This is a genomic window from Desulfamplus magnetovallimortis, assembly GCF_900170035.1.
Lineage (GTDB): Bacteria > Desulfobacterota > Desulfobacteria > Desulfobacterales > Desulfobacteraceae > Desulfamplus > Desulfamplus magnetovallimortis.
In genome coordinates, this window is the sequence record NZ_LT828542.1 from 229,994 (window position 1) to 247,473 (window position 17,480).

Annotated in this window: 13 protein-coding genes; 1 reads left to right on the forward strand and 12 read right to left on the reverse strand. The window is 38.0% G+C overall.

Going from position 1 to position 17,480, the window contains the following annotated elements; translation table 11 throughout:
- Positions 1–274 precede the first annotated feature (274 nt).
- From MTBBW1_RS07700 to MTBBW1_RS07725, 5 genes are all read right to left on the reverse strand, one after another.
- A complete protein-coding gene (locus MTBBW1_RS07700; RefSeq protein ID WP_080801551.1) occupies positions 275–553 on the reverse strand; it encodes an addiction module antidote protein in 279 nt (92 codons plus the stop codon).
- 747 nt (positions 554–1,300) lie between these two features.
- Positions 1,301–1,579: a CopG family antitoxin gene (locus MTBBW1_RS07710; RefSeq protein ID WP_080801554.1), complete on the reverse strand. Its 279-nt coding sequence runs from the start codon at positions 1,577–1,579 to the stop codon at positions 1,301–1,303.
- Positions 1,557–1,928, reverse strand: coding sequence for a hypothetical protein (locus MTBBW1_RS07715; protein WP_222424010.1), 372 nt, complete (start codon positions 1,926–1,928; stop codon positions 1,557–1,559). Before MTBBW1_RS07715 ends, MTBBW1_RS07710 begins: the two co-directional genes overlap by 23 nt.
- A gap of 399 nt (positions 1,929–2,327) precedes the next feature.
- Positions 2,328–2,660: a 50S ribosome-binding protein YggL gene (locus MTBBW1_RS07720; RefSeq protein WP_186441154.1), complete on the reverse strand. Its 333-nt coding sequence runs from the start codon at positions 2,658–2,660 to the stop codon at positions 2,328–2,330.
- 27 nt (positions 2,661–2,687) lie between these two features.
- Positions 2,688–3,719 carry an IS91 family transposase gene (locus tag MTBBW1_RS07725; protein ID WP_139786699.1) on the reverse strand — a complete coding sequence of 344 codons (1,032 nt, stop codon included), beginning with the start codon at positions 3,717–3,719 and terminating at the stop codon, positions 2,688–2,690.
- A gap of 419 nt (positions 3,720–4,138) precedes the next feature.
- Here MTBBW1_RS07725 and MTBBW1_RS07730 point away from each other — a divergent pair, with 419 nt between their 5' ends.
- Positions 4,139–6,550 carry a fused MFS/spermidine synthase gene (locus MTBBW1_RS07730; RefSeq protein WP_080801573.1) on the forward strand — a complete coding sequence of 804 codons (2,412 nt, stop codon included), beginning with the start codon at positions 4,139–4,141 and terminating at the stop codon, positions 6,548–6,550.
- 276 nt (positions 6,551–6,826) lie between these two features.
- Here MTBBW1_RS07730 and MTBBW1_RS07735 read toward each other — a convergent pair whose 3' ends face one another.
- The 7 genes from MTBBW1_RS07735 to MTBBW1_RS07770 all read right to left on the reverse strand — a co-directional run bounded on the left by MTBBW1_RS07735 (position 6,827) and on the right by MTBBW1_RS07770 (position 16,943).
- The gene (locus MTBBW1_RS07735) at positions 6,827–7,351 is read right to left on the reverse strand and encodes a DUF4124 domain-containing protein (protein ID WP_080801577.1); all 525 of its coding nucleotides are present in this window, start codon (positions 7,349–7,351) and stop codon (positions 6,827–6,829) included.
- A gap of 505 nt (positions 7,352–7,856) precedes the next feature.
- Complete coding sequence (locus MTBBW1_RS07745) at positions 7,857–13,730, reverse strand: PA14 domain-containing protein (RefSeq protein ID WP_080801585.1); 5,874 nt, start codon at positions 13,728–13,730, stop codon at positions 7,857–7,859.
- 13 nt (positions 13,731–13,743) lie between these two features.
- The gene (locus MTBBW1_RS07750; RefSeq protein ID WP_080801587.1) at positions 13,744–14,130 is read right to left on the reverse strand and encodes a hypothetical protein; all 387 of its coding nucleotides are present in this window, start codon (positions 14,128–14,130) and stop codon (positions 13,744–13,746) included.
- A 97-nt stretch (positions 14,131–14,227) separates the two neighbouring features.
- Positions 14,228–14,917 carry a pilus assembly PilX family protein gene (locus MTBBW1_RS07755; protein WP_080801590.1) on the reverse strand — a complete coding sequence of 230 codons (690 nt, stop codon included), beginning with the start codon at positions 14,915–14,917 and terminating at the stop codon, positions 14,228–14,230.
- Positions 14,918–14,922: 5 nt separating this feature from the next.
- Entirely contained in the window at positions 14,923–15,354 is a 432-nt protein-coding gene (locus tag MTBBW1_RS07760; RefSeq protein ID WP_080801592.1) for a type IV pilus modification PilV family protein, read from the reverse strand.
- 64 nt (positions 15,355–15,418) lie between these two features.
- Positions 15,419–16,363: a PilW family protein gene (locus MTBBW1_RS07765; RefSeq protein ID WP_080801595.1), complete on the reverse strand. Its 945-nt coding sequence runs from the start codon at positions 16,361–16,363 to the stop codon at positions 15,419–15,421.
- Between the two features lie 10 nt (positions 16,364–16,373).
- The gene (locus MTBBW1_RS07770) at positions 16,374–16,943 is read right to left on the reverse strand and encodes a GspH/FimT family pseudopilin (protein ID WP_080801597.1); all 570 of its coding nucleotides are present in this window, start codon (positions 16,941–16,943) and stop codon (positions 16,374–16,376) included.
- Positions 16,944–17,480 lie beyond the last annotated feature (537 nt).

The following is a 17,480-nucleotide window of genomic DNA, read 5'->3' on the forward strand; positions in this document are numbered from 1 at the left end:
AATCATATTTGTTTTTTCCTGCTTGATTTAATGACTTAGTAATTGATGAAGATATTCAAGGTAATCGGAGATATCCTTTTCATCTGCCAGCAAGGGATTTGCCATTATAGCCATAATCTATGCTCTGGCTTCATCCTGTTCCAAAGTATAAAGATCAGGATACCTGAATTCCCACATAAATTTCGGAATAAATAAATTTGCAACATCAAAGCAGCAGAAAATATCTCCAACATTAAACTGTGCAGAAATGGCTTCCTCTCAGTGCCTGTATAATTCAGGCAATAGCAATCTTACAACCCAAAGCATTGACTATTTTGATGATGGTATCAAACCTAGGATTACCGCTGTCTGACAAGGATTTGTATAAACTGGCTCGACTCACGCCTGTTTGCTTTGCTATTTCAGTCATTCCCTTGGCTCTCGTAGCAATATTCAAGGCGTGAATAAAATAAGATGCATCACCAGTAATTGCGGTTTCCTTAAGGAACTCACGGATGTCCTCATCTGTTTTCAGATGTTCGGCAATATCAAAATGGAAAGTTTCAATCGGCATAATATTTACTCCAATTCATCCAGAAGACTTTTGCTTTTTTTTATGTCATTTTGCTGGCTCGATTTGTCTCCGCCAACCAGTAAAAGGACAATCTGTTGATTACAGATGGTATAATAGACACGAAGCCACAGCCTAAGAAGTACCTAAGTTCATATAGATTGCTGCCAAGTTGCTTAAAGTCGCCAAAATGACCATTTTCCATGAGAGCAAAGCGTGCCAGCATCTTTCTTTTAGCAACAACGTCTCTTAACTTGCTGAACCATTTATTGAAATTTTTGGTACTTTTCAATTCATATTTCATGGCAAAATTGTATTTCACAGGAAACAATATGTCAATACAAGATATGATACTGCTCTGATAGATACTTAAAATCGAAACATATGATCTTTTGAGCCTTGTTAATACTGTCTGAATCAGAATACCCAGGATTAACAGGATAAGGCAGGATTATAACGCATTTGGATATGCATTTTCGGGGTTGGTTTTAATTTCGGCCAATGTTAATTTTTGTGAGGCTGTCTGAATCAGGATACCCAGGATTAACAGGATAAGGCAAGCATCCTAAATATCTTTTGTATCCTGTTTATCCTGATTCAGACAAATGGCCGATATTAGAAGCAACCCTTTTTTTATTTTTGAAGCCAATGCTGCTGAAGTGGCTTTTCCGATTCACTGAATTACATGAAAACAATCCGGAGAATGATAAGCATCGAGCCCCTTGCAAGTATATTAGTTTTGACAATGCACTACCTCTCTATGAGAGAACCTGCAACATAACTATGAAGAACACTGGAGATAAAGGAGTGATATGGGATTCCATTTTGAGCAGCAAGGACTTGAATTTCTTCCAAAACTTTCGATGATATTTTAATATTTACTCTTTTATCGTTTCTAAGTGTGTTACTTGCAAATTGCTGATGTTCGTTTATCTTTGCCTTCACGTCTTGAACAGATTGCCATTCTCCCTTCTCAAAGGTTTCAAGATAATCCTGCTCATCTCTGTCAAGTTTTAAATTCCTGGTCATTATTTCTGCCTCCCAAATAATCTCTCGTTGCTTTACGGCTTGGGATTATTGTCTTTAAAAATTTACCATTGTTATCCTCAATGAACGGTACAAGGTAAACATAATCATTCATCTCGACAACAAGTATTTGCTGGTTTGGGTATTTTGACTGCTTTGGATGACTAACAACATCAAGCAAATCCCCTCTTTCAATATGCATAACAACCTGTTCAAAACAAAGATTACGATCTATCTTAAGTTTTTTATTTTTATCATAATTCAATTTATAATATAATTCATAATTTATAATCAAGCATAGCATGTGCTTAATGTTAATATCAAAAACAAAAGCACCTGCATCAATTCCCATTCAAGCAGTTGCTGAATTTCCATCTACCAAATCTTAAAAAAAATTATTATACATGAGCATCTTTCTTAAGGATTAACATGATAAAAAATCGCGAGAATCCTTTTATCAGAAAATCATGCTATAGATTATGCTTAAGCCATTATTTCTGCCCAAAGCCTGATAGTTTCCAAAGCATATCACCGTTACTTTAGCTTGCAAATTCAAAATTTACCCATAAATCCATAGCACAAAATGGGCTTTGATATTGAAGAAGAGGGATATGCAAATTCAATTCAGGTAATATAGTGGCGGGATTTGATGATCCGTTTGAGCAATAGTCACAACCAGAATTGTAACCTTCTTGTCTTGCATTGTCTCAATCAGATTGAGTATATCCTCCGAGCCACCCGTTCACGCGGTTTACAGATCAATATCATCATGTGGCCCATACCAAGCATCCACAATTTCACCAAAAATATACTTCTCAACATCTGAGCGGTAGCCTAACCAATGAATAATTCGCTTCAAAGCATTTTCCGGTTGGCTGCTCAGCCTACCCAACTCAATAAACCCCTCGAATTTTTCCTCTTTTCCACCACCACCGCAATAGCAATTATTTGCTTCAACTGCCTGCTCAAGAAAATCATCAAGAAAGGTGTCAAATTTATCTTTGGTATTTCTTTTTATTGCAAATGATACTCCAAACTCTTTATACTCTCCAGTGTGTTTCTTTTTACGAAGGCGTTTTTTCACTTTGATCCTTTCTCACTTTGCATGAAGTTACAATACTTTGTGATTAGAATTTTCTATTTCTCGTTCTTCTGTCAGAAACAAATCATTTTTTGCTCTAACAAGATCAGATAGTTTTTTAAAACCGTAGTGTCTGGAATCAAAGTCAGGCTCTATTTTAGTCAAATAACTTCCAAAAGTTCCAAGTTGTGCCCATCCAGAATCATCAGTTGATTGCTCAAGTGCATTGAGGACAAATTCTTTAAGAAATTCAGTTTCAACCTTTCTCGATTCGTCATCAGCTTCTTTAAAAGATGTATTTTTTTCATTTCTTTCGTCTTGAACTGTTGGAGTAATCAATTCTTCTTGTTTATTTGTCCACTCTCCGGTGGCTTCATCATACGCTCCGCCGGGGATTACGCAATGAACATGGGGATGAACAGGAAGTTGCTGACCCCAGGTGTGCAGTACCATGAAAAAACCGGTTTTTCCTCCGGCCCATTTAGGATCATGTCCAAATGCCAGCAGCGTGTCTGCAAAGCTTCTGAACAAATGATCGTACACCACCTTCTGATTGAAAAGACAAAAAGAAAAAATCCGGTTGGGAAGTGTAAACACACAATGAAAGTACGGCACAGGAAGAAGCTCATCCATGCGGACATCCACCCACTTATGACGTTTTCGGCTCCGGCATTTCGGGCAATGGCTGTTGCTGCATGAATTGGGAAACAACTCCGTATGACCGCATGTGTCACACATATTGACGCTGTAGCCAAAATCTCCGGTGCGGCAGTGCAGAGTATCAGAAAGAACCTTGTGCTGCCTCGGGGTAACACTGTTGTCTCGTTGATAATCACTCCAGTAGAGCCTCAAAATGTCCGCAAGCTCACACTCTCCATATTTATTACCCGGCGGAGAATCTTTACATATCAGCTCACCCGGCAGACTGCTGAGAGTCTCTTCCAGCGTCTTCTTCTTTGAAAGGGGAAGCTCCACACGAGGAGTCAGAACAGAATCCATATGGGGGAGGTTTATACTGTTTAAAACGTCATAGCATGATCTCTCTGGGGTACCATGTGGCAAGGTGCCTCACAAAAAGGGTTATGTATGAAAAACAGAGTACTCCGAATATTTACCCCAAAAAAAACGATTTTCCTATGTTGTCAATTTTGTGTTTGGATTGGCTAAATAAAACATCTCTGCTTTTTGTGTAAGTCGATTAAAAAATACAAATGCTCTTGACTTTGGCTAAACTTTAATAAAATACTTACATAGTCAATACGATATACTTCATAGTGTCTAATACCTCAAGGCCTGATGCTTTACAAAATATTATATATGTGGCGAGATACTACAAAGGAATGCAAGGGTACATCTCCATATCTACACATAAAGAGAAGGCCGCGGAGATGCCTTTGATGGACTGAGATTCCTGAAAAATATATTCTCCTTGCTGGATATCAGTTTAAAATGACCTGCCAGGCAGAAGAAAGAGAACTATTATGATCAAAAAAACCCACGCTCCATCATACCAAAATATATCTCTATATATACTTTTTTTCTGTTCTGGATTTTGTAGTCTGGTATATGAAATTATATGGAGCAGAATGTTTGTGTTAGTCATGGGAAATACCATATTTTCCACAAGCACAATCCTTGCATCCTTTATGACAGGTCTGGCACTTGGAAGCATATATTGGGGATATAAAATAAGAAGACACAAACCTTTACATGCAATTAAATATTTCGCAATATTAGAAATATCAACAGGTCTATATGGACTTCTGTTTCCACTAATATTCTATCTATTCCCATCTTTAGAAAATATGCTTACTCAATTTACATCAAAATCTTCACATACACAACTATTCATTAGATACCTAACAAGCACTTCATTAATTATTATTCCGACCTTCATGATGGGAGGAACTTTTGCAATATTAAGTCATGCCATTATTCAAAATTCCACACAATTTGCCCGTAAAGCGGCTCTCCTTTATGGAATAAATACCATAGGCGCTGTCACTGGAGCTTTATTCACAGGCTTTTTTTTAATAAAATCATTGGGACATTTAAATACAATATATTTAGCAGCTTCAATAAATATTATTATTGGAATGGTTGCATTTGCTATCTGGAAAACAAAAAAACATCAACAATCAAAGACAACCACAAAAACAGTAATCAATACAAAAGAACAAAACAAAAACCAGTCTATCAATATCCCGGTCAAATATAAATATCCCATATTCTACGTCATATTCATATCTGGTTTATGCAGCCTCTCCTATCAAATCATATGGACACGCCTTCTTATCTTAGTCATAGACAATTCAGTTTATTCATTCACGATGATATTAGCTATTTTTCTTGTAGGAATCTCTTTGGGAAGTTTTTTGATATCATTACCTAATATAAAACCAGATAAAACCCTCATGGTATTTGGATGGATTAATATATCCATTGCGATATCTTCATTTTGTGTACCATTTTTTATTAATATAAAATCCATCCCTGGCACAACAACATACTGGTATTTTTTAATCAGCACCATTCCCCTATTTATCATAATACCAACGATTTTTATGGGAATGGCAGTTCCTGTTGCCATGAATTTATATAACTGCCTTTCAAAAAATAAAGCAGGAGATGCAGTAGGAAAAATATTTGGTATTAATACAATTGGATCTGTAACAGGAATTTTACTATCAACATTTTGCCTTATTCCAATGTTAGGAATAAAAAATTCATTGACAGCCCTTTATATTTCAAACTTTTCAGCAGGTTATCTTATAATCTTTTTAACGACCAATAAAAAATACTATAAAACTGCCCATGTCTTTATATTTATCCTAATTATCATAACTATGCTTTTTATTCCTCCTGACAATTTTTTTGAAAAAAAATACTCCAACCTGGAACCTCAAAGCCAACTAATATATTATAAAGAAGAAACTGCTTCCACAATCACAATTTTTCAACGTCCTGACAAACACCGCGTTCTTTATATCAATGGAATTCCAGAAGTTGATACGACTTTTCTTTCGGTCCAGACATTAAAACTCCTTGGAGTAATTTCAGGAGCACTGTCAAGAAACAATCAAAATGCCCTTATCATAACATTTGGAGCTGGCATTACTGCTAATGCTGCAACTCTATTTGCAGACAGAGTAGATTGTGTCGATCTTGTCAAGCATACAAAACCCATATCTAAATTTTTTTCTTTTGAAAATGATAACATCATAGAAAAAAACAATATATCATTTCATGTTGATGATGCAAGGCACTATCTATTGTCAAACGATAAGCAATATTCGTTTATCATATCAGATGCAACCCATCCAAGATCCTATGATTCATGGGTACTATATACCAAAGAATTTTATCAACTTGTAAAAACGAGATTGGACAAGGAGGGGATTTTTTGTCAGTGGCTACCGTTCCACGGAATCAATGAAGCACAATTTCTATCAATCATTAAAACATTTAAATCTGTTTTTAAAGAAACATCATTATGGAGAATAGATAATGGTTATGTAATACTGCTCTCAACCCCATCCCCTTTTGAGATTGATTTTATTCACCTTTTCAATATATTACAACAAAATAGGAACCAATTAATAGCAACCGGGCTTGATAACCCTATTAAAATGCTAACATCCTTTTCAATGGCATCAAAGCAGATAGATAAAATGGTGAAAAATGGCAAAATCATATCAGACAACAGCCCTGTGCATCTATTTTTTCCATTTGATGGGACATTTGAAGAGCAATACAGTGAATGGCCAGAAAATAATTATAAGATAGTAAAACAATATGAAGAATCCATAATTCCCTATCTGACTTTTCCAAACATTTCTGACATAAATAAAATTGACCAAATTAAAGAAATTATAAAAAAAGCAGAATTATAAAACAAACTACCTCACCCCCGGACACCTCCATGCTTCAAGCCTGTTTTGATCATGGATTGTACTTGTATATTAAACTGTAGGGGGGTAGAGCCTACGTTTCGTTATTCGTTGTGGCCGTGGGCATGGCCGTTTTTTAAAAAAACCCCGTTTTTTAAGGTTCTTGAGGGCTTTCATCCTTCGTTGTGGCAGATAGGCATGCCATGGCCGTTATATCCTACCATGAACAAAGCTAACCTTAAAATTTAGTGCTGATGCTGACAAACCACTGATTTTAAATCAAGGTTGAGAGATATTGTTTTTATTTGTCTTTGAGTTATATTCTTCAATTTTCTGCGTATATGACTCTCTTTTGAGCTGAAAAGCTTGTATTCTCTGGTTAATCTCTGTTATTTTTTTATTATATTCTTCCACAGCCTTTCTGTTATTTCTGTTTATCTTTTGACCTGCAAGTTCTGAAGCTTCAACAGTAAGTTCTTGATATTCCTTATCAAACTGTTCTTTCATTTTTTGAAGTTCTTCTGCTTTTTCATCAAGTGATTTTTTGTTTTCATTCAAATGCTTGTTATTAATATTATCAGGCTCTTCATCTAAATTCTCTGTTTTGTTTTTGTTGGTTTGAGTTTCAATTCCTTTTGTTATTTGCAAATCGTCATATTTATCTCTCGGTATTTTGGAAAGATCATCTGTAAACAGAACATTCCCGTTCTCATCTACATAACGAAAATACTCAGCAGACACAAAACCAGCAAAGGTAGTGATCAATAAACAAATCACTACCAAAATATTAACTATAAATCGCATATTGCTCCTTGACATCCATGTTATTATAAATACTTATTGCGACAATATAAATTATTTGAATTGACACCATATACCCTTTTTTTCGCTTCTTTTGTAAGGCTCTGCAATTTAATAATATGAATTGAAAACATGTTTTTATCACCTGCCTTTTCAATCGAAGATAAATATTCGGATTACTCCGTTTGTCATACAGTATATTGAGAGATGTTTATCTTTTTGTTGTATTAAAACAGAAGATATTGTGTAGCAATATGGGACCGAATATTTACACAACAAAATATAAAAAAATTTTTAAAAAAAGCAATTATGAAAATTTTCTAATAAACCATCATGATAGCGAGGGCATCACAACGATGCATGAAAGCCATGACATATCAGTATTTTATGGAGACTTTCTAACAAACCGTCATGATGACCTGCTGATCACAACCATGCATAAAAACATTTGAATTACAATACTTTTTTATGGTGACTTTCCAACAAAACTAAAAAAAATTGAGCCACATCATGGGCACTCCTCACCACCCTCTTTCCAGGTAACTACACCTGAATAAATAACTCCGGGATTAATCTGCTTAATCGTAATAATATCTCCTGTACTGGTTTGAATATATGCTTTGGTACCGTCATCTTCGCCAGAGTGAATGTTAGGAGTTCCAGCAAGCCCTTTACCAAGAGGAAGCATTTTTTTCATTTTGCGTTCACCAATGTCAATAACCCCATCATCATTACCACTATTCTCATCTTCATTGTCAAAACCCACAACCGATTCAAAATATGGTGTCCCTGTTTTATAATAAAGAGCATAAAGGTTACTGGTTCCCTCAAAAGAACACATCTCTCCAGATGGAGTATATGAAGAAAATGTCAAAATTTCACCAAATAGGGCAGGCTGGGACAAACTGCGCTCTTTTTCTGAAATATCAACAAAATTAGAAGCAGCGGTTCTAAAATCCATTAGCCAGCCACCACCCTCATCCGTAAATTTGTTGACTTCGTCAATCAAACCAACTTCACCTTCATCTGTGTCTGTCCAATCCCAACTCGTAATACCTGTAATATTGTTTACTGTTTTGTCATCCAATATTTCAGCGGAAGAGACATCTATCAGCAATGTATCAACAACTTCATCCCAGTTAAAGGTTTCATCTGTTGTTTTATACTGAAATCCGGGTTCATCTTCATCAGTTTCCAGGTCATCAAATGGCTCAACAATTCCGTAAAACGTCTGTTGGGTACTGATGGCTTCATCACTTTTTACGTAGTATCTGCCAGTTCCGAAGTAAACCCACATTCTACCTCGGTCATCAATTGTTGCATTGGCCTCTGAAGTAATAGGTTGTCCCTCTGTCAATGCAGTTCTGGTACTTGTGTCAAAAAGAATGCTGTCTCCATCCCAGTTTGCAGTATCACTGTCATTGTCAATTACAAGTCTTCTGAGTTTACCACCCCAACCGGATGTGTGATCACCCTCCACTGTGCCGAAATAGACAACATCTGCACTGTAATCAAGATCATAGTCCACAGTAACAGGATCAGAAATCATAGCATCATCGTCAAGTTCCTGATAATAATGCGTTCCGGATGCAGCACTGACTCCCTGTAAAATTCCATTTCCGTCAAGAACTTTCAGCTCTCCGTCATGAACAAGTGCTTTAAGATCTACAACAAACAACTTTCCGGTCTGTTCACTGACAGCATGTGTTAATGCCTTGGAACCCGATGTTCCTGCTGCGGCATAACCTGAACTGTCTGCTGGACCCGAACCAAATACCAGGTACCAGTCATTGGGAGTCTCTGAGTCCACTGATTTAATGGGTACAATTGTTGGATTACAAAGAGTATAGCCCATCTGGTTCAGCGAAATTTCTGCAATAAGAACAGGTTCTGTTTCAGGGTCGGTTATATCAAAAATATAATATGCCGAAGTCATGACCCGATCTCCATCAAGCTTACCGTTTCCATTGGTATCTTCACCTGCATCCAGAACACCATTGGCATTCAGGTCCTCGCTTTTGGGCAAAGCACCATCGGTTTTATTCATATCAGCTATGATTCTGCCTCCACCAAGGCGCATACCACCTACAAGAAATGTCCCCCAGTTGGGCTGTCCATCAGTATCAGTATAATGAGTACCATCAGGTAGTATTTTAGCATCAAATATCTTGGGCTGAAGATCATTATAATATACATGGGGATAATCATCTTCAGTGAGCCAGTAGAGATGCGGGAGAAGATTATATGGAACATATGCCCAAAGTTCTGAACCAAGAGCAAACTCAATGGCATCATCGACTCCATCACCATTCAGATCCTCCTTAGTGTCAAACTTTTTCAGAGTGCTGTCATAAAAGCCAGCGTTAAATGCATGGAACAATCCATCATTGGAGCCAGCATATACAACCTGACGCCTTTTTAGAAACTTGGAAAGAAAAAATGCATAAGACTCATCACCATAAAGAAGATGGTAATTTTCTGCCGGTCTTCCAACAACGGTAGGAGTGGAATAGACAATATCACCCAAACGCCAGGTATTAATATCACCATCTTCATCATAATCCGCCTGCCTGCTCCTGAAAGAGGGTAGAATATATGTGGCAGAAGTCCCGGTTGAAATATATTCTCCCTGATCTGCCCCTCTTATGTAATTTACAAGTCTTTCTGACTGATGTTTCAAAAAATCATTAAAATCACTGGTCTCTGCCCTGAATGAATCAATGGATATAAAACTTCCATCATAAGCGATCAGAGGCTCATCTTCAAATGTTGGAAATAGGTTTAAATAAGGAAATATTTTTGTAACGTCTGTCAAGTCAGAATCCGATACCGTATCACATTCAAATGCAACTTTTTCTCCACTTTCCGCAACCATGTCAATATCTGTATTATCATCGGTTGTATCTGGGTTGTTATCTATAAATGTAAAAATATAACGATTGCTTGTGGGCTGGTTATAAAGTCTCTGTGTAATAGCCTGTGCAGGCGTCAATTCGTTGAGCCACTCAGTGGCCTTCCACAAAAATTTTACATCATCAATGGTTCCGGTAAATTCAGGGATTCCGGTAAGATCAACCATCCCTTCCCCTTGGTGCTTGAACTTTTTAACAACGGTACCATCAAAAACGATAACCCTATCCGTATCTGGAGCAGATGCCAAATCAGGAGCACTATCAGGGGCTGTAATATCAAGGGTATCGTTTGAATTTGAATCTTCACGCATATTTCCGTAACTGTCAACAAACAATGCATGGACAGACCCAACCCAACTTACTGTATTTGCAAGGCGATCTTTGTATTCAGGATAAAAAACAGCCTGATAGACAGCTCCTTCTCCTGATCTTGACTGGGAAATAACAGATGCAGCCGTACCTGAAGCGGTTCTTCTTAAAATATCCGAAAAAGATTGATTTAGCTGCTGTTCCAGCTTCAATGCATTTTGAACATAAAAATAGGTATCTGGTTTCCCGTCTCCATCATCATCCCATTCATCCTGTTGATCTGGAAGATCATTATCATTATAATCCTGGAAACCACCCCATTTTGCTGCATACCAGAGAGGATTCTTTAAAAATGTAGCAGATGCGGAAGTCCCAGGATAAAAAGTCCTTGATGCAGTCAGGGGAAGAGCTGTTCCGTCATTCCAACTTCCACCTGGTAAAACACCCGGAGGGGTGTCAAGGAAGTAATCTGGATCAGAACTTGCACCTGTATCCTCATCTCTCACTTCAAGATATGTCCCGTCCTGGGTTGAGCCTGAAACAATGTAGCCCATATGCTGTATAATACTACCAGCGGCATAAGCTGAGTTCAGTGAGACACGAACTTCAACGCCATTGGCAGGATCTCCATCAACCGGAAGAGGGTCACCGTTTGCATCATATACCTGATATGTGTATTCTACAATAGCATCCATATCATGATCGGCACCTTGCTCCACGTCTTCATAGTTAATCCTGAATTTTCCTGAAGTTTTTCCAACACTCTCCACAAAAAAATCAACAATTGTATTAGTTGGCTGGAAACTGCCCTGACTTGCGGAAATACTATAACCTCCAACTGATTTGGCAAAGGGAACCAGGGTTATGGTGCCGGTACCGACTTTGATATCAATAGTTGGAAGTGGAGATGCCAAACCTACGCAGTAAGTAGAAACTTTCTGTTCATTTGTTACGGAATGAAGATCTTCCTTGTTTCCATAATACGCTACAGCAGCAGAGTAGTAGCTACCCTGTTTTGTGGGTTCTTCAGGGCAAAGTCCACGGATACTGCCAAAACCGGCAACTGTTTTAGGGGTACATGCCCCGTCAAATGTAGAGGACTGACCAATAAAATGAGACCCTATCCCCCCCTCCTGGGTTGAGATAAGATCACCAAGAGTTGTCACATTCATTGTACCAAGGGAAGTAGTGACAGTTCCAAAAGCAGATCCTGGAAGTTGATTTGAGTCAAAGGTGGGGTTGATATCACTCAGTACAAGAACAAAGGGTTTTGCACAGTAATCAAAACCGTCCAGCAGGCCATTGCTATTAAGATCCTCTCCGGAATCCAGTACTCCGTCTGCATCAATATCCTCCATCAAATAAGGATCAATCCATGCCGGTTTCGGCAAGCCAAGCTCATTGTCATCATAGCTTGAGTCTGTCCCATAAGTGAATTCAGGTGTCGGTGCAGCTGACCCAGAAAAATAACGCATTGCTTCATACATCATTTCTGCTGTGGGATTGCCCCACATACGACACTCACCTTCGTTAACGGGACGGGTGGCTATCCATCCACAATTAGAATTGTACTGATGGTTACTATAAGTGAAATCCACAATCCTGAAAAGGTCTATTGTTTTTATTATACCCTCATTTGTGGCACTGTCTTTATAGATGAACTCACCGGTATCCGGATTAATTTCATCCCTTATTGAGCGAATATTCTTACGTAGAACACCGCCGGATGTATTCTTTTTATATGATCCAGAAATAAGCCCAAAATACATACGATCTGTTTCACCATATTTCTGAAGTATGCCAACAGGTTTAAAAACAGGATTTGAGCCATCTGACTCTGAATATAGCTGTGAATTGGATTCCAGACCAACTAAAGGATCACACACCTTAACATAGACCTTATAATCAGTAATGGTACTTGCGGATGTTTCAAGGCCGTAAAAATTTTGTGTCAAGCCGGAAGGAAATCTTGCAGCAGGAACAGACTCCCACGTATCTATGCTGTTGCCCTGATTCCATCGAAGATAATAGTTATCTCCCCCTGTCATCTCTTCGTGTCTGAATACAATCGTATGATCTCCGGCAGTCAGATCTATACTGCCCTGGTGGGTATTACAGGTGCATTTTCCATGACCTCCATACCATCCGGCAACAACCGTTCCATCAATGATAACTTCCACTGCATCGTCACCATCAACTGCAAACTTGTAGGTATCGTCACTTAACACATTAATTGTACCCGTAAAAATAGTCAAATAGTTGTCATTATTGCTATCAAAAGGGTTGGTATCACTTAAATTATCATTATCTGTATCAATAACATTATTAGACGTTGTTCCCTGAAAATGATCAGCATTGGCAAACATATCTACCATGTTTGTGAATTCCAGATGGTTTGCAGGATGGGAAGAATATACAGTTCCTGACGAGACCAGAGAGCTGTCACAGACAGGCCTCTCTTTGGCTACCCACTCCCAAATTCTGTGGGTGTTGTTCGGCAATACTCTGAGAAGTGGGTCTCCATTGTCTGAAAGGGTTGTGCAGGCAAAAAGATGTCGGGTACCGGAAACAGGAAGTGACAACGGTGTATAATCTTCAATATTAAAGCCATTTACTGCTACGCTTTCATATTCTTTGCCCCATGAATGGGCATCCTGCGGAATATATGCCCTTTTAAGAACAGTCTCAGTTGCAGTGTCAGTTGATCGAAATCCTCCGTACAAAACCTTTCTAAGGCAATCCATTCGACTCATGGTGAGATAGTTGAGAAAATCTCCACTCCAGTAAGCTCCGGCAGGGGCTTTTTTGTCTGCTGCGACACCCGCTGGTTCAAATCGTGAGTTGGTACTGGAATACGTATAATATTTATAAGAATCAAAGTATCCATAATACTCTATAGCAGGATTATAGCCAACATCCAGCACACCATCTTCATTGAGATCAGATGCGTCATTATATGCTTCATAGTAAAGCTTGTGGTTTTTACCCATAACAAGCATTACAAGCGGCGGTACTCCTGCTGTGACAAATGGTGGAGACGATGTATAATCAGTTGAGTTTGCAGCAAAAACCTTTTGTTCTCTCAAACTAAACAAGGAAGCAACAGTAATACCAATTACAAAAATGATGCTCCATTTAATTATTTTTGTTTTATTATACATACTGCATCCCCCTTTATAATAAAATGATCTGATATATATCTTGCTGCCAGGCTTTTATCAGAATTTTCTGGTGTTTCATGATTGCATAAATAGAAACAAGATCTTCATTATATATACCTGAAGCTATTTCATGTCTGTAATAAATTGGTGTATCAGGCATTATTCTATATAGAGTACCATCAATTTGAATAAAATAGACTGAATTAATCATCTCTGGAGTTCCTGTAACAGTTCCTTCAGACCATACTGCTGAAGGGCCTGAAGAAAAAAGAGGCAAAGAGATAAAAAACAGAAAAAAGGCAATCAAAACTATTTTTACCATAAAAAAATCACGACTCATTTTTATGCTTCGGGACGGCTGATGATGGCCTTGACGGTTAATTTTTATATTGTTATTCATTATTTTTCTCCTGTTTATAAATCCCCAAAAGAAGGAATTATTTATTTTCAGTTTACACTTTTTGGAGAATCATTTTCATCTATTCCCACGGAAAAAATTAATATTCACAATCACCTTGTGTCCCGATAATATGACGATATTCAATAATTATATTGGCACAGCTTCTTCTGCTTCTATGCTCAAACTGGGAATGAATATCATATATTTTCTGAGCACCGCCAGAACCTGAGCCTTTGCCCATACCAGAATAGCCTTCGGCCATTAACATTGAGTTTCCGGCAATAAACTTGACCGTTTTTTCTTCAGCCGTGATGTTTGTATGGGGACCGGTATCGCTTGGTGGAAAATGAATATCCCTTTGAGTTAAGCCGTCAACAACGGATGTGGATTCACTGGGTGTCTTATCAAGAATCCCATCTCCATCTTGATCCTCTCCGGAATCAAGAGCATTATTGCCGTTAGCGTCTTCAATTCCAGGATTTATGCCATCCATGGCAAACCTTGGCCTGACAACTGTCAAGCCTCCAAATGTCAGTTGGGTAAAACCCTGTGGACATGCAATATTTTGCTCAATAAGCTCCCTGCCAAGCTCGGTGCCGCTGTCCGCAGTATAGAAGGCAGTCTTGTACTGCCTGTCATTAACTGCAATCTGATATTCAGTGGTTGAATTATTCATTGCAGATATGCCGATTACGGTCAGAATCACCAGAATCAACATAACCGCAAGTATGGTGGAGCCATCATTATTTTTTAACTTCTTATTATAATACGCCATCTTTTCTTTCATCCGGATCACCTCTTGAGCTTATATGTTTTATAATAAGTAGATTCAAATTTTGACGTTTTTCCTTTATTATCCCAGGTAACCAGAACATCTATCTGTTTTGTATTCTTCAATGTGACAAGATTTGGATCAGTATTGTTTACTGCATCCGACACTTTCCAGTTAATGGTATATTCTTCTGAAGATGAGTGATCATGAAATACTTCAGTAACATCCGTCCCATCATCCAAAAGAGAATCCCTGTAGCTTAAGCCCAGTAGCTGTTCAATTTTCTCAGCACCAAAAGTAGCAGATTCAGTTATGAGTCTGGAATTTCTGTTTTCACCTGTGGACATCAACTGCATATTGGCTACAGCAAGAATACCAAAGGTCAAAATTGCAAGGGCAATCATTACCTCCAGTATTGTAAAACCTTTTGAATTCAAGTTTGCAGATATCATAAAGAATTCCTCACGTTGTTTTTTAATTTACATAAATTTTTTGATTTAGGCTGCAAAATAGAAATCACAACGCCGCATTCCTGCACATCACAGTATTTACCATCAGGCGACGCATATACTCATCGTCATCCGGCGGAACCGGAGCAACCCGTTTGTTACCCACGACATAAGTCTGGCCTGAGCAAGAATACCCTTCTGTTTTTTTTATTGCTTTGGCAAGAATCCATATTTTAACGGCCATAATCCTCTTAATATCTACCTTGTTACCGATCTCTGTAAGGTCGTATGTTGTAACCGAATTTATTGCAATGCCTCCGGGGGTGTCGGACATATCGATATCACCATCCGCATCTGTATCCAGAGCCTTGTCCAGAAACTGATCATTATCAGAATCAATTGCCCATATGATGTTATTAGAGGCATCCATATCAATGCTTCCATTACCATATGTATCCGTAGCGCCATCGCCATCTGTATCAACAGGGTCTGAATCAAAGGCATAGGCAAATCCTATGGCTTCAATTCCTTGAGCCAGTAACTGTCGTCCTGCGCCCTCATCTTTATAAAGATCAACAATGGTGTTTGGTGAAGAGACAGGATAGTCATACAGACCATAAATTATGGTTTCTCCGGAGTCAACGATTCCATCTTCACTATCATCACGGATAAACGTGAGAGTGGAAAAAGCGGTTAAATCATCATAGGCATATCCATCAGTATCATCAAGATTACCATCCAGATCTTCAAAATCAACATAGGTTATACCTGCAACAGCAGCACTACCTGTAGGATTAAAGCCTGCCATCCTGATGTCCCGTGTTATGTGATACATTGCATTTCTAAGATTCTGCTGCATCTCAATAACTCTTTGCTGGGTCTCATAGGATTTGTTTTGAGAAAGATAGGATACATAAACACCTGACATCAAAATACCGGAAATTGCCAGGGATATTAGAATCTCGATTAATGTAAAACCAGCAATAGCACTTTTTTTTATGTTTGAATCCATAGGTTTAACCTCAATCCCAGTCCGTTCCGTTCCATTTTTTCATGATAATCATTCCCGTAGAAAATGTTCCTGCACAGTAGCTACGATCATTTTTAGCATTGTCAAGATAGATATAACCACTATTAGAAGTCCCTCGTGAATTAAGTGTCAGAACTGGATTGGGGGTATAACTTACAAGCTCAGCTAATGGCGGCGGGCTTGACGACCAGGCAGAACCAGAAACGTTTTTAGTGGAACTCCCCTTTCCATACTTTATACCATGCTCAAAAATAACTGACCTTGCAACAATGTTATCCACTCTATCCGCTGGAGTACTATCTCCCCAAAGGCCATCTGGTCCAGGGTCAGAGCAAATCTCATAGCCACCGGCATCAAAAAAAATCTTCCATGTTTTATTCTCTTTTACTGCACTTAATTTTGCAAACTGCATATTGCTGTAAAGCTCTCTCACCGCAACTTTTAAGCGGTGATCTGGTAACCAATCAATAATATTGGGGACTGCCATGGCAGTTACAATACTTATTATTGCCACTACAACCATTACTTCAATGAGTGTAAAAGCACTGTTTTGATCTTTCATAAATTTTATTCCTTTTAGAACTAAAATAAGCAACTTTCATGCCCCATTTTGGAAGCATCAATAGTTCAATTCTCAGAGCTTTTTACTTGAATCAATTATTATATTTCCATATCCACAACAGCAACTTCAAGTTTTATAGGCTTCATTGTCTGGCATCCCTCATCATTAAAACTGTATATGAGAGTCAATTATTTGCAAATAAAAACCTTGATCTGAACAAACAATAGATACAAAATGAATGTTTAAAAATCACTGTATTTTAGCTACCAATAATCATTTTGGTTATTTATCAACAGCACTAAACGGCCATGCCTGAGATGTAGCCCTCAAAGATGAGAATTGTTATCCATTTCCATGGTAAATGGACATGGCTGTGATTCAGCCACCCCCGAATATGAAAATTTGTATCCATTTTCACGGTAAAGAAATTATGTTGTTCTTCAGCGACTACTTTGATTATAAATTGGATGTTGATATGAATCAAAACTAACGAACGATAAATAGCTTTATTGAAATGCTTTTTGTTACTGAATTTCG

Coding starts and splice junctions, on each gene's coding strand:
- MTBBW1_RS07700 (WP_080801551.1), bottom strand. CDS start 553: ATGCCGATTGAAACTTTCCATTTTGATATTGCCGAACATCTGAAAACA.
- MTBBW1_RS07710 (WP_080801554.1), bottom strand. CDS start 1,579: ATGACCAGGAATTTAAAACTTGACAGAGATGAGCAGGATTATCTTGAA.
- MTBBW1_RS07715 (WP_222424010.1), bottom strand. CDS start 1,928: ATGGGAATTGATGCAGGTGCTTTTGTTTTTGATATTAACATTAAGCAC.
- MTBBW1_RS07730 (WP_080801573.1), top strand. CDS start 4,139: ATGATCAAAAAAACCCACGCTCCATCATACCAAAATATATCTCTATAT.
- MTBBW1_RS07735 (WP_080801577.1), bottom strand. CDS start 7,351: ATGCGATTTATAGTTAATATTTTGGTAGTGATTTGTTTATTGATCACT.
- MTBBW1_RS07745 (WP_080801585.1), bottom strand. CDS start 13,730: ATGTATAATAAAACAAAAATAATTAAATGGAGCATCATTTTTGTAATT.
- MTBBW1_RS07750 (WP_080801587.1), bottom strand. CDS start 14,130: ATGAATAACAATATAAAAATTAACCGTCAAGGCCATCATCAGCCGTCC.
- MTBBW1_RS07755 (WP_080801590.1), bottom strand. CDS start 14,917: ATGAAAGAAAAGATGGCGTATTATAATAAGAAGTTAAAAAATAATGAT.
- MTBBW1_RS07760 (WP_080801592.1), bottom strand. CDS start 15,354: ATGATATCTGCAAACTTGAATTCAAAAGGTTTTACAATACTGGAGGTA.
- MTBBW1_RS07765 (WP_080801595.1), bottom strand. CDS start 16,363: ATGGATTCAAACATAAAAAAAAGTGCTATTGCTGGTTTTACATTAATC.
- MTBBW1_RS07770 (WP_080801597.1), bottom strand. CDS start 16,943: ATGAAAGATCAAAACAGTGCTTTTACACTCATTGAAGTAATGGTTGTA.